The 15,889-nt window shown below is 49.5% G+C and carries 12 protein-coding genes; 5 read left to right on the top strand and 7 right to left on the bottom strand.

The window, feature by feature from the left end:
* The first annotated feature begins 173 nt into the window (after positions 1 to 173).
* A complete protein-coding gene (locus ABH909_RS01770) occupies positions 174 to 1,979 on the top strand; it encodes a glucan biosynthesis protein G (RefSeq protein ID WP_429430039.1) in 1,806 nt (601 codons plus the stop codon).
* Positions 1,972 to 4,542: a glucans biosynthesis glucosyltransferase MdoH gene (mdoH, locus tag ABH909_RS01765; protein ID WP_429430038.1), complete on the top strand. Its 2,571-nt coding sequence runs from the start codon at positions 1,972 to 1,974 to the stop codon at positions 4,540 to 4,542. The genes ABH909_RS01770 and mdoH overlap by 8 nt, the downstream gene beginning before the upstream one ends.
* Before the next feature lie 50 nt (positions 4,543 to 4,592).
* Here the strand turns inward: mdoH and ABH909_RS01760 are convergent, their stop codons facing one another.
* Positions 4,593 to 5,597: an RHS repeat-associated core domain-containing protein gene (locus ABH909_RS01760; RefSeq protein ID WP_429430036.1), complete on the bottom strand. Its 1,005-nt coding sequence runs from the start codon at positions 5,595 to 5,597 to the stop codon at positions 4,593 to 4,595.
* 472 nt (positions 5,598 to 6,069) lie between these two features.
* Here ABH909_RS01760 and ABH909_RS01755 point away from each other — a divergent pair, with 472 nt between their 5' ends.
* Both ABH909_RS01755 and ABH909_RS01750 read left to right on the top strand, forming a co-directional pair.
* Complete coding sequence (locus tag ABH909_RS01755; RefSeq protein ID WP_429430034.1) at positions 6,070 to 7,299, top strand: aminotransferase class I/II-fold pyridoxal phosphate-dependent enzyme; 1,230 nt, start codon at positions 6,070 to 6,072, stop codon at positions 7,297 to 7,299.
* On the top strand, positions 7,296 to 8,240 hold the full coding sequence (locus ABH909_RS01750) for an NAD(P)-dependent oxidoreductase (protein WP_429430032.1): 945 nt from the start codon (positions 7,296 to 7,298) through the stop codon (positions 8,238 to 8,240). Before ABH909_RS01755 ends, ABH909_RS01750 begins: the two co-directional genes overlap by 4 nt.
* A 288-nt stretch (positions 8,241 to 8,528) precedes the next feature.
* Here the strand turns inward: ABH909_RS01750 and ABH909_RS01745 are convergent, their stop codons facing one another.
* From ABH909_RS01745 to ABH909_RS01725, 5 genes are all read right to left on the bottom strand, one after another.
* Complete coding sequence (locus ABH909_RS01745) at positions 8,529 to 9,299, bottom strand: ABC-2 family transporter protein (RefSeq protein ID WP_429430030.1); 771 nt, start codon at positions 9,297 to 9,299, stop codon at positions 8,529 to 8,531.
* Entirely contained in the window at positions 9,300 to 10,022 is a 723-nt protein-coding gene (locus tag ABH909_RS01740) for an ABC-2 family transporter protein (protein WP_429430029.1), read from the bottom strand.
* 70 nt (positions 10,023 to 10,092) lie between these two features.
* Complete coding sequence (locus ABH909_RS01735) at positions 10,093 to 11,103, bottom strand: ABC transporter ATP-binding protein (protein ID WP_429430027.1); 1,011 nt, start codon at positions 11,101 to 11,103, stop codon at positions 10,093 to 10,095.
* Positions 11,104 to 11,183: 80 nt separating this feature from the next.
* Positions 11,184 to 12,647, bottom strand: coding sequence for an ABC-F family ATP-binding cassette domain-containing protein (locus ABH909_RS01730; protein WP_429430025.1), 1,464 nt, complete (start codon positions 12,645 to 12,647; stop codon positions 11,184 to 11,186).
* A 2-nt stretch (positions 12,648 to 12,649) separates the two neighbouring features.
* Positions 12,650 to 14,062 carry a phenylacetate--CoA ligase family protein gene (locus ABH909_RS01725; RefSeq protein WP_429430023.1) on the bottom strand — a complete coding sequence of 471 codons (1,413 nt, stop codon included), beginning with the start codon at positions 14,060 to 14,062 and terminating at the stop codon, positions 12,650 to 12,652.
* 559 nt (positions 14,063 to 14,621) lie between these two features.
* Here ABH909_RS01725 and ABH909_RS01720 point away from each other — a divergent pair.
* Entirely contained in the window at positions 14,622 to 15,059 is a 438-nt protein-coding gene (locus ABH909_RS01720) for a bleomycin resistance protein (protein WP_429430022.1), read from the top strand.
* A gap of 221 nt (positions 15,060 to 15,280) precedes the next feature.
* On the opposite strand, the gene ABH909_RS01715 is transcribed toward ABH909_RS01720, so the two are convergent.
* Positions 15,281 to 15,889, bottom strand: a complete 609-nt coding sequence (locus ABH909_RS01715) for a methyl-accepting chemotaxis protein (protein WP_429430020.1) — start codon at positions 15,887 to 15,889, stop codon at positions 15,281 to 15,283.

The raw sequence follows: 15,889 nt of genomic DNA, 5'->3' as shown, positions 1-15,889 counted from the left end.
TAGGTAGAGACTTGTCCGGTACCTGTTGGGGAATCATTTTGCCCCATAGGAGTCGGAACAATGCTCGCCAACTTGGCAAGAGTCGTTCGCAGGGTCGGTTTTTTCCACCGCACACCGTGCTGGCACTTTAACTGGCCGTTGGTTTTTTGATCTGTTTTCGGCGAGGGTTGCTCGTGATTGTTAGTCCCTGTAATGCACCAAAATTGTCTGCCAAACGGTTTCGAAGCGCTCTGGTAGCAGGCTCTGCACTGCTCTGCCTGTTCAGCGCCGGCCAACTTTGGGCATTCAATCTGGATGACGTATCGGTCAAGGCAAAAGAGCTGGCCGGGCAAAAGTACGAAGCCCCGCGCAGTAACCTGCCGAATGAATTTCGCGAGATGAAATTCGCGGACTATCAAAAAATCCGGTTCCTCACGGAAAAAGCCGAATGGGCGAACCAGAAAACCCCCTTCAAGCTGTCGTTCTATCACCAGGGCATGCACTTCGACACGCCGGTGAAAATCAACGAAATCACGGCCAACACCGTCGAAGAGATCAAATACGACCCAAGTCGTTTCGATTTCGGCGACGTGAAGTTCGATCCTAAAGCCACCGAACAGCTGGGCTATGCCGGTTTCCGTGTGCTGTACCCGATCAACAAGGCCGACAAGCAAGACGAAATCATGACCATGCTTGGCGCGAGTTATTTCCGCGTCATCGGCAAGGGGCAAACCTACGGGCTCTCCGCTCGCGGCATGGCCATTGATACCGCGTTACCATCCGGCGAAGAGTTCCCGCGCTTCACCGAGTTCTGGATTCAACAGCCCAAACCGGGCGACAAGCATCTGGTGATCTTTGCCCTGCTGGATTCGCCGCGTGCCACTGGTGCCTACCGCCTGACCGTGCGTCCAGGCAGCGACACGGTCGTCGACGTCAAAGCCAAAATGTTCCTGCGTGACAAAGTCACCAAGCTGGGCGTTGCACCGTTGACCAGCATGTTCCTGTTCGGCGCCAACCAGCCGTCGAAAGTGCTGAACTACCGTCGCGAGCTGCACGATTCCAGCGGCCTGTCGATCCATGCCGGCAACGGCGAATGGATCTGGCGCCCACTGAACAATCCGAAACACCTGGCGGTGAGCAACTTCTCGATCGAGAACCCGCGCGGTTTCGGTTTGCTGCAACGTGGCCGTGATTTCAGTCACTACGAAGACCTCGATGACCGCTACGACAAGCGCCCAAGTGCCTGGATCGAACCGAAAGGCGATTGGGGCAAAGGCTCCGTCGATCTGGTAGAGATTCCTACGGCCGACGAAACCAACGACAATATCGTCGCTTTCTGGAGCCCGGAAAAACTGCCTGAGCCTGGCCAGTCCCTGGACGTTGCCTACCGCATGCACTGGACCCTCGACGAAGCCTCCCTGCATTCGCCGGACAGCGCCTGGGTTCAACAGACCCTGCGGTCCACGGGTGACGTCAAGCAGTCGAACCTGATTCGTCAGCCGGACGGCAGCGTGGCCTATCTGGTGGATTTCCAAGGCCCGTCCCTGCAAGTGCTGCCGGAAGATGCTGAAGTACGCAGCCAGGTGAGCGTTGGCGACAACGCGGAACTGGTCGAGAACAATGTCCGTTACAACCCTGAAACCAAGGGCTGGCGCCTGACTTTGCGGATGAAGATCAAGGATCCGAGCAAGGCCACCGAAATGCGCGCTGCGCTGGTCAAGAACATCACGCCGGCCGAGGCACTCAAGACCGCGGCGCCAGCGTCCAGTTCTTCCGTTGCCAAGGCCGACAAGATCGCCGCCCGCCAGCAAGAGAAGAAGGACAAGGAAGCCAGGCAGGCTGAAGCACAAGCCCTGCAAGTCAAGGACACCAAGGATAAGGACAACAAAGACGCCAAGCAGCCTGTCGCTGCCCAAGCGGCCCCAGCCACAACGGAATCGGCACCGACTGAACAAGTCCTGACCGAGACCTGGAGCTATCAGTTGCCCGCCGATGAGTAATTCACACGTACAGCCACAATCGCTTGCCGAGTACCTGGCGCATTTGCCGATGAGCGACGAGCAACGCGCGGAACTCGCGGGCTGCAAGTCTTTCAGTGAACTGCACGAACGTCTGTCGTCCTCGACGTTCGACGCGCCGACCGAGGCTGCTCAAGCCTCGGTTGGCCGGCGCCTGACCCTGAACTCCGCCGAAGAATTGGCGGACGCGGAAATGCTGGTGCTCGACGCCAGTGGTCGGGTTTGCCTGAAGGCAACCCCACCGATCCGTCGGACCAAAGTCGTGCCCGAGCCGTGGCGCACCAACATCCTGGTGCGTGGCTGGCGTCGGCTGACCGGTCGCACCAATCCGCCGGCCCCGCCGAAGGATGAGAACGTGCTGCCGGCGGCTCGCTGGCGCACCGTCGGTTCGATCCGACGCTACATCCTGCTGGTGCTGATGCTCGGTCAGACGATCGTCGCCGGCTGGTACATGAAAGGCATCATGCCGTACCAGGGCTGGTCGTTCGTCGATCTTGAAGAAGTCCTGCATCAACCTCTGAGCCAAACCGCCACGCAAGTGCTGCCCTATGCCTTGCAAACCAGCATTCTGATCATGTTCGGGATTCTGTTCTGCTGGGTCTCGGCCGGTTTCTGGACCGCGCTGATGGGTTTCCTCGAGTTGATCACCGGCCGTGACAAGTACCGCATTTCCGGCGCCAGCGCCGGCAACGAGCCGATCGCCAAGGATGCACGCACCGCACTGGTGATGCCGATCTGCAACGAAGACGTGCCGCGGGTGTTCGCCGGTTTGCGGGCGACCTTCGAATCGGTGGCGGCTTCGGGTAACCTGGATCGCTTCGACTTTTTCGTCCTCAGCGACAGTAACGATGCCGACATCTGCGTTGCCGAGCAGCAGGCCTGGCTGGACGTCTGCCGTGAAGCCAAGGGCTTCGGCAAGATTTTCTATCGCCGCCGCCGTCGCCGCGTAAAACGCAAAAGCGGCAACCTCGACGACTTCTGCCGTCGTTGGGGCGGTGACTATAAGTACATGGTCGTGCTCGACGCCGACAGCGTGATGAGTGGCGAATGCCTGAGCAGTCTGGTGCGCCTGATGGAAGCCACGCCGGACGCCGGGATCATCCAGACCGCGCCGCGTGCGTCGGGCATGGACACCCTTTATGCGCGTATGCAGCAGTTCGCCACGCGTGTGTACGGTCCGCTGTTCACCGCCGGCCTGCACTTCTGGCAGCTGGGCGAATCCCACTATTGGGGCCACAACGCGATCATCCGCATGAAGCCATTCATCGAGCACTGCGCCCTGGCGCCGTTGCCCGGTAAAGGCGCGTTTGCCGGCGCGATTCTGTCCCACGACTTCGTCGAAGCTGCGCTGATGCGCCGTGCCGGCTGGGGCGTATGGATTGCCTACGACTTGCCGGGCAGCTACGAAGAACTGCCGCCGAACCTGCTGGACGAACTCAAGCGTGACCGTCGCTGGTGCCACGGTAACCTGATGAACTTCCGCCTGTTCCTGGTAAAAGGCATGCACCCGGTGCACCGCGCGGTGTTCCTGACCGGCGTGATGTCGTATCTGTCTGCGCCGTTGTGGTTCTTGTTCCTGGTGTTGTCGACGGCCTTGCTGGCGGTCAACACCTTGATGGAGCCGCAGTACTTCCTGGAACCGCGTCAGCTCTATCCACTGTGGCCACAATGGCAGCCAGACAAGGCAATTGCGCTGTTCTCGACGACCATCGTGCTGCTGTTCCTGCCGAAGTTGCTGAGCATCATTCTGATCTGGACCAAAGGCGCGAAAGAGTTCGGTGGCAAGTTCAAGGTGACGCTGTCGATGCTGCTGGAGATGTTGTTCTCCATGCTGCTGGCGCCGGTGCGGATGATCTTCCACACCCGTTTCGTACTCGCCGCGTTCCTCGGCTGGGCCGCGACCTGGAACTCGCCGCAACGTGACGACGACTCCACGCCGTGGAGCGAAGCAGTCAAGCGCCATGGACCGCAAACCTTGCTGGGCTTTTTCTGGGCACTGTTGGTGATCTGGCTGAACCCGAGCTTCCTGTGGTGGCTGGTGCCGATCGTCGGTTCGCTGATGTTGTCGATCCCGGTATCGGTGATCTCCAGTCGCGTCGGCCTGGGTCTGAAGTCCCGTGACGAAAGCCTGTTCCTGATTCCCGAGGAATATGCCCCGCCACAGGAATTGCTGGCGACCGATCAGTACACCCACGAAAACCGTTGGCATGCACTGAACGACGGCTTCGTCCGGTCGGTGGTCGATCCTCAGCAAAACGCTTTGGCGTGTGCGCTGGCGACGTCTCGTCACCGTCAGGCCGAGCCGATTGAATGGCTGCGTATCGAGCGGGTACGCCATGCGATGAAAGTCGGCCCTGAGGGCCTGACCAACAACGAGCGTGTGCAACTGCTGAGCGATCCGGTGGCTTTGGCTCGCCTGCATGAGCAGGTCTGGGCCGAAGGCCATCCGGAATGGTTGGGCGCGTGGCGCAAGTCGGTGAAAGCCGACCCTCACGCACCTTTATTGCCGCTTAAACCGTTGAGCGTGCAACCACAGATGGCGTAGAAAAAAACCCGCGAAAGCGGGTTTTTTTTGGGTTTCTGAAAAGGCGTATTCTAAATCGCTTGACGGATAAAGGCGGCGTCTCTGCTGGGGGCGCGATTGGTATTGATCTCTCGACCATTGTTAAGGGGCGGTTGTGATGGCCTTGGCAATAAATCTCCAGGCATATTGCTCGGAACAATTTGCACCTCTTGAAGCGGCATCACAGAAGTTAACTTGGGTACTGGAGGCAGCGCTCGGACTGCTTTGTGCAAGACACGAGTAGCAGCGCTGACCGTTTGAACTGCTGAAACCGTCAAATAAGTCACGAAAAGCGCGTCGTTGAATCGTACGGCATCAGGGAAAGCCGCCTCTGTTCGATTCAACACCAGATATAACCCGGTGGCTGTTAATCCAGTTGCGTCCGCTACTCTCCTGCTGACCCTGCCAATAGTAGGATGTGCCAATCCCGGGATGCGCCTTGCCAATGATTTGGGGACGAGGGGAGCCAGATACTCACCGACGAAACCCAAAACGGCATTTCCGAACCAGGCCCAGTCGTACCATCTTCCTGTGGGATCCGTTCGATTGATGGGGTCCCCCCCGCAATACGCATAACAATTCAAGCCGCCCGCTCCAAAAGGACTCAAGCTGTCAGGGCTGTTGAAACGCATCAGAACCGGATTGAAAGCCCTGTGTCCATTCCCCAGCATGTAGTGACCGGTGATCGTATCGGGACGCTCACCATTGAACCCCAAAAGGCTTGTGAATCCCCCTTGGACAGTACGATGACCGTAAGGGGTATAGGCGGACTGCCCGTCGGTGCTCTGTAAAACCGAGCGTTGTTTGTCTGTCAGCAGATGCGACGTATGCGGGGCATTTCCTGTGTACTTTTCTGTGAGTAATACGTCGACGCCTTGAAAGATTTGGCGCTGGGCCGGGCCCTGGATTTCCGTAGCCAACCGGCCTTTCTGATAATGAAGATCCTGTCGCAGCTGTTCTCTCGGCATACAGCTCGCCAAACAGTCGAGGGCATCGTACTGGTACTGAATGAGCAGGCTGCTCGGCAGGGTGGACATCGCTCGTTTCCCGGTGGTCAGGCGTTCGTAGAGCTTCTACCGGTAACAAAATTCTGTCTACCTATCAGAAATGATAGGTAGACCTGGGTTCCTTGAGCGGTCGCGGTGCGATAAGTTGTAACTTTTGATGGTGAATAATCAGCTCAATATAAGTGTTCAAACTATTGCGATGAAATATTTTGAAATGCGAATAAAACAGACGGTGCAAGAATAAAGAACGGATTACATGGTGTTACTCAATTCCTCCAGATTATCGTCTGTTTACAGACGTTGCGACAATGAATGACTTGATCTTATAAAGATTGAAGATTGTTGGGATGAACTAAGTTACAAAAGTTTCGTTTGTCGGCTGTTGGTTTTAATGAAGTGAAGTGAAGAAATATTTGGATAGATTATGTAGGGTTCGGTGAGCTTTACACGTGGATCCCTAGTTAATACGATTAACAAGTCATAGAACTATGGTGACTTGTAATTGCTAATTAACTGGTCGGAATCAACAGCCCTGATGAAAATATTTCCTGATTATCAAAACCAAAGCTTGACTGAGCATGAGGTTTTCGGCTTGTCTGTTAAGTACAATCTTGCAGATGGTCATAGTTATATCTCTGCGAAGAAGCATTTCGGCCCCGTATTGAGAAACTTGCCGGAGTTATGGGATTCCGCGGTCGAAACGCCTATTCCACAGATGGAGAGGATTTTCAAAGATATATTTGCAGATTATTTTGCATTACCCGGATTGAAGCAACACGAACATTTCTCCGTATGCCCCACTGCGTCTAACAGTATCGATATAGTGGGCGCTTGGGCGCGATCCAGAAATATAAAAATCGGACTGGTCGAACCGACATTCGATAACCTCGCCCAACTGCTAAGGCGCAGGGAGGTTATGCTCGAGGCGCTACCTGAGAACGTATTTTCCAACTTGGACTTACTGGAAGAGGTGATTAAGGAAAAAGACCTCGGCGCCGTTTTCATGGTTAATCCAAATAATCCCACAGGTTTTGTTATTGACGCAGTCATGATGAAAGGCATCATCGGTCTCTGCGAAAGACTCAACGTTATTCTGATGCTTGATACCTCGTTTCGATTCTGTCACAAAACCCATATCGACGAATATGAACTCCTCATCGCAAGTGGGGCGTCTTTTATCATATTGGAGGACACGGGTAAGCAATGGCCAACCTTGGACACCAAGGCCAGTCTGCTTTCATACAGCGAGAATCTGGCGCGGGAAATCAGGGCGATCTACGAAGAAATTTACCTGTGTTGTTCAAATTTTTCGTTACGAGTGATCATTGCGTTTATTGGCGCGACCCTGAAGAAAGGGGGGCTGCCGTATGTTCACTCAATTATCGAAACTAATGTCCAGATCGCTAAGTCTCAACTCGCAGGGACACTGGTTGACGTTGAGTGTCCACATCTTGAATCGAGAATGGCGGTTATATGGCTAAATATAGAGCGAACCGGGCTTTCGGATTTGGAATTGACAAATTATCTTGCTACCTACGATGTAGCAGTTCTACCGGGACGTTATTTCTTTTGGAATAGCCATGAGGCTGCAGGGCACGATCGCATCAGGATCGCCATCATGAAGCCGGATGACCAGTTCAGTTTCTCGATATCATGCTTGAGACAGGCTCTCCTGGAGCTTGAGTCGACCAAGGTCTTCAACGCTAATCAAGTTAAGGAAGCTGTGGTATGAGACGAGTATTGGTGACAGGAGATTTTGATGTCGAAAATGCCGTATTTCCATCGGGCATCGAAATCATTCACATTCGATGCCCGGTTGATGAAGAGCAAATCATAGACGCCTTGTCTGATGTACATGACTATATTTTAGGTGGTCCTGAATATTTGTCTGCGCGTATAATTGATTGTGCCCCTGGTCTGAAAAACGTAGTGGTCATGGGTACGGGAACTGCAAGTTTCATGGACGTTGAATACGCGACCAAAAAAGGTATTCGTATTTCCAACACACCTCACATGAATGTCCAGGCCGTGACAGAATTTACGCTGGCCATGATGACCGTCTGCCAGGCTAAAGTGCTGGAAAGTATTGAGGGCGTAAAAGAAGGTAGCCGCTGGATCCAGACACCCAGACCTTCTATCTCAGGCTTGAGCATCGGAATCGTAGGAATGGGAGCCATCGGTACCGAAATGGCACATCAGCTCCATCTGAGAGGGTGTTCAAGCATCAAGTACTGGTCTCGAACCCGAAAGCCTCAACTTGAATCATCCTTGAACCTGATTTATGGATCGCTGATAGAGATCGTAGGCACAGTTGATGTGCTTAGCATTCATCTTGCGGGTAGCGCTGAAACCCATTCCCTGATCGATGAGAGGATACTTGAGAAAGCGAATCCCAATTTAATGATTTTCAATATGTCCAGTCCACGAATCATTTGCCCCGTGGCACTTAAAAACCATCTAGTAAGTCATCCGGAGGCATGTTGCATTATTGATGGCTACTACCATGAATGGGTAGACAATAAAGGACAATCGGATGATCGATATGGCCTTCTGTCCCTTCCGTCGAAAAACTTGGTAGTAACGTCCCATTTGGCAGCGCAAGAACAAGGAGCTATTAATAACATTTTTGCCAAGGCAGTTGAGCGTATTCTTGATTTTCCTGCGAAGGCATGAGAATTGGCTGAGCATGTAGTTTTTCTGCCTGGCAGGTAATTATTAAGTCTGTCGCAATGTACTAGTACGATGAAAATGGATATATAATCAAGTCCATTCCCTCCTAAACCTCTAAAAAACAGTTTTCAGGGTGTTAGTTTTATTTAGCGCCCTGAGTTTTTGGTTTTATCTTCGATCCGAAATAAATTTCAAGACCCGAGCCGCGTTATATCCGCGCCAGATAAGAGAAAACCCGTAGACTAATGCACTACGGGTTTGAGTATGAATGCTAGTTCTTTATTCGTTATCTCATCCTCCGATGCTGTCGTACCGCTTGAAAAGATTATAGACTCTCCTGACTGTAATTAAGCAGGTGTAAATCACCACGGCAACGAATACTCCAACGAACATCGTTATTCCATTGAACAGCGCATCCAGTGCGGCAGAGGCAAATACCAGCATAGGCAAAGCAACAACTAGAAAATATAACAATATTTTTGAGTAGAAGGCTGAGGGCAATAAGGCGAATGTGAAAATACTTGAGTGAATGTAATCGACGGGCAAATCACGTTGCGTAATAAATGAAAAGGAGTTTAGCGCCAAAAGGAAAGTAATGCTTGCCATCACTCCAATCAGCATTACAAATATATATAAACCTGCGTTGAATACATTCTCCAGAAACGGTGAGAAATCTATTTTGTTCGAAGTGCCGCAAATAATCATCAGCACCAGTGCACTCCACAGATAGTGTACCTGGCACCAACGGAATAAAATCAAAACGAGCAGGTTAACAGGCCGCACCAACAGGGGGTCAATCCTGCCTTGGGTGAGTTGGCGGAAAAAACCTGCAATTGCGGAACTCATGAAGTTCACGATCAAGCCTCCTAACGCATAGGACATAAAGAATATCAAAAGCCAATTGGTATTGATTGCGTCGGTAACAACGAAAGCGCTGATGACATCAAAGAAAATGAACTGCAGGCTATAAAGGGTTACGAGGGCAAGAATGCTTCCTAGTAAGTTGGTTTTGTATCTGGTTTCTTCTTTTGCTGCATTTTTTATAAGCTTGAAAGTGTGCATTTAACCTCCTGCTCCCGAGTATCTATTGCTGGCGAATTTAAAAATATATCTGCAGGCAACAAACATGGTTGAAAGCCATACGATATATAGGCTCAAAAGTTCTATTAGCAATGCGCTGCTCGGGCGCAACAAAAATTCCGCCGGGCCGCTGATTATCAATCTGAATGGGTTATACCTCATGAGTGGTTGTAGATAATCTGGCCAATAAGAGATAGGTAATAAGGTGCCGCCAATAACACTAGCGAGGATTGCCTGGAAACTTAGAGTCATGTCAGGGCGTGTCAACCAGAACGTCGATAATGACATCAGGTATCCCAGTAAGAAACAAAAGAACACATTCACCAGGCTCAACATTACAAACCCGGCGACTCCTGCCCATCCAGACCCCGAAAGGACTACAAAGACAGCGATTATCACTATGGGAACATAATATAGAATGCTTTCGCCGAGAAAGATAAAGAAGTTATATTGGAAATAGCTTATTGGTTTTATGAAGATTCCCTCCAGTTGTCCCTCGTGAACATGTGTAGAAACTCGGAAGATAAGATCGTATGTATTATTCAAGCGATTGAGAGCCAGCACCGCAACGTAGTAAAGGTAGGTTTCTTCCAATGTGTATTGTGGTAATGCCTCATCGTTAGCTCCCTCATAGACAAAAGTCCATATTGCGAACTGTATGAAAAACGGTACGCCTGTGGCGATGATCAGGTCCGCTATCAACATGGACCTGTCCCTGTAAACTGACGCCAGTCCTGTTTGAATAAGTTTAAAATAAGCTGCAGAATTCATTAAGTTACTCACCGGACCAGGTTTTGAAAAGATTGACTACGTTATTTTCAAAATCCAGTGATGTCACTTCCAGGTCGTAAAGGCCTGCCTCGAACAAACTGAACACTATGCCTATAGACGATTTAGGCACGATGTACGACGTTTGAGTGGATCCATCATTGAGAATACTAATATCCGGTAAATTAAGAATTTCCGTCTTGAATATGGAGAGAGCATCGCTACGTTCAGTACTATTCTGTGTGCCCACAGTGAGTTTGACGTTTGCCTTAAAGTTTTTGCTCAGTTCGCTCATGGAGCCATCAAAACGAATTCTGCCTTTATCAATGATAATTGCATCATCACAACACGACTCTATATCGCCTAAATCATGGCTGGTGAGAAAAATAGACAGATTATTTTTTTTTCTTTCATGATTAAGATATTTGCGTATCTCGTGTTTCGAGGTGACATCCAGGCCAACGGTCGGCTCGTCCAAAAAAATTAGCTTCGGTGAATGCAGCAGGTTCAGGGTAAGCTCGCACTTGACGCGCTCTCCAAGACTTAAGTTTCGTACAGGCTTATGTAAAACATTAGTCAAATTCAAAGCGTCGGAAAGTTCGGACAAACGTCTATGGTAGTCATTATCCGTTATGCCATAAATTTCTCTGTAAGTGTCAAGGCTTGTCTTTACCGGCAAGTCCCACCATAGGGATGTTTTATGGCCAAAGACCACACCTATCTGGTTCAGGAATTTTTTTTCACGGAGACTTGGGTCATGCCCGAGCACGCTAATGTTTCCGGAGGTAGGCTTTTGAATTCCACACAGTATTTTTATCAGACTGGATTTGCCCGCGCCATTAGGCCCAATAAATCCGACGGCAGCGCCTTGTTCAATATTGAAGTCAATTGAGTTTAAAGCATCAAACGAAGTGTATTTTGGCTTTATCAACTGTTTACACCACGCTATTACTCCATCGGTTTCTTTGGCCAGATAATATTTTTTGCAAACGGATTTCAAGCTAATCAAGCTATCCATGGTCAGTATAGGTCTTGTACGATTATGAGTGAGGTAGGATATTTCAAGTGCGACTATCGTGGTGACTTTGTCTCAATGTTCTAATAGCGTTCCTTGCAAATTCCATTGGAAATATCAAAAAACCGATTGCCGACATTTCTTATAAACTTTGTATCATGAGATACGATTATTGCAGCTGGGTTAAGGCGTTGAATTTCGTTCTCCAGCATTTCCTGGGAGGTAATGTCAAGATGATTGGTAGGTTCATCCAGGATCAAGAAATTTGGATTGATCAAACGCATTGCCAATATTGCAAGTCGACTGCGCTCCCCATAACTTAACTGGGAAAATTTCTTCTGGGCATCTAGATAGGAAAAACCGGCAGAGGCGAGGGTGTTGATGGCTTGCTGGTGCTCCATTTCAAAATTTTTCGAAAAAAAATCCGATGCTGTCGATTCTTTCGGCAATACCGATATTTCTTGGTCAAGGATACCTATTTTAACGGATGGCCCAAGCCTGCTGTGAGGATCCGTATTTGAGATAATTGTTTTTAATAGAGTGCTTTTTCCACAGCCGTTCGCGCCGGTAACGATGATGCGGTCACCTTTGTTGATGGTAAGTGACTGAATATATAAAAGTTCTTTTCCGTCGGACGAAGTTAATCTGAGATCCTCTATTAGAAGAATTTTTTTAGCGCTGAACTCATCGACGGCGAGTGTGATATTGTTTTTACGTACGCTCGGTTGTTTGGGTATGGTTGCTTGCAGGTTCTCAACTCGCTTCTCTAGTTTCTTTGCCTTCTGAAGTGCGTTATCGCTGTAATTGTTTACACCCAATTGTCGTTGGAACTGTGCGCTTTTTTTCAAACGTTGAACTTCATGTAGAACAATGGATCTCGATTCGGAAAGCGCCTGTTCTTGTTCCAGAAGCATGGTTCTCGCTTCTGTAAAACTTCTTTTGAAGTGGGATGCACGTCGGTTATGAAGGAACAGAGTGCTCTTGGTGGTTGAGTCCAGAAAATCACGGTTATGGCTGACCACCGCAAACGTAGATATGGTATGGCCTTCATTGAGAAAACGCGCGAGATTCTCTATATGTGATTGATCCAGATGGTTTGTGGGTTCGTCCAATAGCAGTACGTCAGGTTCTGAGAGCATCGCTCTGGCAATCATCAGTATTTTTTTCCAGCCGCCACTTAATTCTGCATACGACAGTGATCGATAATCTGTTGGAAAATTAAATAGCTCAAGTGTGTAGTCGGCCTTCCACCTTTCCGCCGTAGGGTCAGGTAAACACTTTATTAGAATATCGAGTGCGGTTGTGTCGTTCCATTGATCCGCGAAGCCTTGCTCAACGTAAACACATCGCAGTCCCCTCGCGTGGGTTATGGTGCCTTCATGCTCGTCCAGCAGTTTTGCGATACTGCGCAGCAGTGAACTCTTTCCGGCGCCATTATCCCCTACGATCCCTAAACGGTCGCCACTGGTTATATTCAGGTTAAGCTCTGAAAAGAGTGTAGTTTCGTTTCGGGTTAAAGAAACATTTTCCAGTTTTATTAGAGACATGCTTAACTCATTTCCCACTCACGAACAATACTTCTACGTTTATAGGATTTCTGTTTCGGCATCATGTCGACGTTTTGATGTAATAGAGTTATCGGGTAACCGAACAAAGAAGAAATGCGATTTTGCAACTGCAACAATATATTTGCCATGTCTTGGTGTGGCTTATCTCCATATTGTGTAATCAACTCTATGGTTTCTGAGCCTTTTTGAACCAAACGAAAGTTTTTCAAGGTTTTATCAGGTGTGATCAATACATCATCGATCGCGGCCAAGAGTGAGGCGCTCGGCACCACCTCAAACGCTCGAGTACGGAAAGCGTCGTCTCGCCTGCCGTTTATTTCCTCAAGCGACGCGTATGGGCTTCCGCAGTCGCAGCGACTGTTCGATATACTTCTCTTCGCAACGTCACCATGATCGAAGCGGATCAATGGCATCATCTCATTATTGAGATCAGTACAAACTACATTGCCAAATCCACCAGTGTCGGTATTGACGATTTCCAGATACACGCCATCTTCAATAACGTGATAATTTCCATGAGTACACTGTGTTGCAATCATGCCTATTTCCTCAGAACTGTATTCGTCGAAGACAGGTAGACCCAACGTATTTGAATAATAGTCACGTTCCAACTGCGTGCTCGATTCGGAATTTGTCAAAATCGCTTCTACACCGCTGGCTCTTAGTTTATCCTTGTGTCGAAGTATAAGTGGTAGATAGCTTGGCAATGTTACAAGTAGCCTGGGTCGCAGGAACAATAAGTGTTCGCCCAACGGAGTGTCAGGCAACAAGTCGGGTAATTGAAAAGTTCTAAATTTTCCTTGAAGAGACGAGAACGCTAATCCTGCATGATGAAGCATATATACCCAGTCATTTTCCTGAAGCGGGGTTTTCAAGCAAGAGTTGTAGAATCGAAGTACTTGCAAGTGATCAAGAATGATATCGGCATCATCGCTATAAACCGTGAAAGGGGTGCCGCTGGATCCCGATGTGCGAGAGGTATTCGCCGCCGCAAGACATGCTGGGTCGTTGACGATTTTACTTGCGTCGAATGCATTCAGAATTTGTTTGTTCACAATAGGTAGTCTTTCGAAATCTGCGAAGCTCTCAATTCCTCCCAATTCATATCCACATGATGTATAGAGTTCACGATAAAAAGGCACATATTTGAAAGCGTTATCGACCAGGTCTCTTATTTTCGATAATTGATATTCCTTTATTTCTTCCGCCGGCTTACGCAGGAATTCATCCATTTTCCTTGCGTTCTTCAACCAAATTTCCAACGCTTGACCTTGCAACTTATGGGTGTCGGTTTTTCGTACGTAAGCCTCATCCGCCAATTTTCTGATTTCTGCTAAATTGCCGTTTTCCCGCTTTGAGTCATAAATTTTTTCTGCAAGTTCAACGTGGCCCATTTCATGGTTACCTGTGTGTGGAGTACGCGATGTATGGCAAATTGGTGAGTTGAGCTTTATGGGTAGCATTAATTGATTCGAATCAACTATTGCATCGGGCGCACCAGTGCGTCAGCGGAGCTTTCGGCAAGCTATCCGACGATAAGCGCGGGTCTACTGTCTAAAGCTAATCAACTCAAGAGTTTTTATTGGGCGGGGATGACTCTCTCCCAACCGCACTGAATCTACAAAAGCAGAATAGAAGTGTAAAGTTTAAAAAATATAAGAGATGTTTCAGTTGAGGTTAGCGATTTTCTTTCCGGTTTTTTATTAAATTAGATTTCATCCGCGCGTCATCGACTGTTTTTTGTTGTTACAACTTGATGGATTCTGAAATGATTTATTTTTTTTTTTTTTTTTTGACATGATTAAGGTTCTGCCACTACACAAAACGTAACATCTAGCGCATCTGAAATAATCTTCATCGAAAAAATGGATTTGTTTTTTTTCTAAAGGTGACCAATACTGATTTTGTTTCAAGTGAAACTAATTGTATATCTTCAAGGAAGAAGGAATTTTTATGGTTCAGTTCAATACGCTCCTGCCAGAGATCATCGTCTCTGATATCAAATCAAGCCTGAAATTTTACTGTAAGGTGATTGGGTTCCAGGTTGAATACGAAAGGCTGGAAGATGGCTTCGCATTCATCTCTTATCACGGTAGCCAATTGATGCTGGAACAGGACCGGTTCGAGACGTCAACCTGGCGCGTCGAACCGCTTGAGCAACCTTATGGTCGCGGGATGAACCTTTCGATCGAATGCCCTGATGTCAGCGCCTTGGCGAGAAATCTGCAGATGTCTGGATATTCGCTGCGAAAGCCCATCGAGGAATTTTGGTACAGGGAAGATAAACAGCTCCAAGGCGAGAGCAATTTCCTTGTGCAGGATCCGGATGGTTACTTGCTTCGCTTTGCTCAGGATTTAGGATGTAAGCCTTTGGATCGCATAGAGCTTTGAAATTCTGGGCGAGCATCGCTTCGAGAAAGGGCTGGAATATCGGTCGATTTCTGCGTTTGCCAAGAGCTTCAGCCCCGTTTTCTGCAACGCAGTGATCACCATCTGCTCAATTGCACAGTTGCTGCGTAACCGCTTTCACCGGCCTCATACGTTGATTGCGTCTGAGGTCGGTGGGCAAGAGTTATGCGGTTTCAGAGGATCGGTTGATGGAGGGTTGGTCTTCAGATCCTGAACTTACCTACCATCATCTGAAGATGCGTTCCCAACCGCGCCAGCTCAACGCTGGAAGCAGCCGTCTCTTCACTCGCCGCTGAAGTCTGGTCCGAAACATCCCGTACGTTCAGCACGCTACGGTTGTTCTCCTCAGCCACGGCGCTCTGCTGTTCAGCCGCGGCGGTAATCTGTTGGTTCATCGCCTGGATCGCCGACACCGTGCGGGTAATGCTTTCCAGTGAACCGCCGGCGCGACGCGTCAGTTCGACACTGCTGTCGGTCAGAAGACGGCTGCTGTCCATAATGGTCGCGACCTGCTGAGTGCCGTTTTGCAGCCCGACAATGAGTTCTTCGATCTCTTCGGTGGATTTCTGGGTGCGCTGGGCCAGGCTGCGCACTTCGTCGGCGACCACGGCAAATCCGCGCCCGGCTTCACCGGCGCGGGCGGCTTCGATGGCCGCGTTGAGCGCCAACAGGTTGGTTTGCTGGGCCACAGACTTGATCACGTCGAGCACGCTGCCGATCTTGTCGCTTTCGCGCTTGAGCTCGCCCATGGCTTCGGTGGAGTTGCCCACTTCCGTGGCCAGGCGCTCGATCTGGGCGATGGCTTCGCCCAC

Origin of the sequence: Pseudomonas sp. BS3782 TE3695, assembly GCF_050435305.1 — a bacterium.
Lineage (GTDB): Bacteria > Pseudomonadota > Gammaproteobacteria > Pseudomonadales > Pseudomonadaceae > Aquipseudomonas.
Note: the sequence above shows the minus strand (reverse complement) of the source record. Positions and strands in the feature narration are given on the sequence as shown.

Excerpts from the sequence above, each read along its gene's own strand:
- ABH909_RS01740 (WP_429430029.1), bottom strand. The coding sequence starts at position 10,022 with ATGTTGATAGCGGACCTGATCATCGCCACAGGCGTACCGTTTTTCATA.
- ABH909_RS01725 (WP_429430023.1), bottom strand. The coding sequence starts at position 14,062 with ATGGGCCACGTTGAACTTGCAGAAAAAATTTATGACTCAAAGCGGGAA.
- ABH909_RS01735 (WP_429430027.1), bottom strand. The coding sequence starts at position 11,103 with ATGGATAGCTTGATTAGCTTGAAATCCGTTTGCAAAAAATATTATCTG.
- mdoH (WP_429430038.1), top strand. The coding sequence starts at position 1,972 with ATGAGTAATTCACACGTACAGCCACAATCGCTTGCCGAGTACCTGGCG.
- ABH909_RS01750 (WP_429430032.1), top strand. The coding sequence starts at position 7,296 with ATGAGACGAGTATTGGTGACAGGAGATTTTGATGTCGAAAATGCCGTA.
- ABH909_RS01720 (WP_429430022.1), top strand. The coding sequence starts at position 14,622 with ATGGTTCAGTTCAATACGCTCCTGCCAGAGATCATCGTCTCTGATATC.
- ABH909_RS01760 (WP_429430036.1), bottom strand. The coding sequence starts at position 5,597 with ATGTCCACCCTGCCGAGCAGCCTGCTCATTCAGTACCAGTACGATGCC.
- ABH909_RS01730 (WP_429430025.1), bottom strand. The coding sequence starts at position 12,647 with ATGTCTCTAATAAAACTGGAAAATGTTTCTTTAACCCGAAACGAAACT.
- ABH909_RS01745 (WP_429430030.1), bottom strand. The coding sequence starts at position 9,299 with ATGCACACTTTCAAGCTTATAAAAAATGCAGCAAAAGAAGAAACCAGA.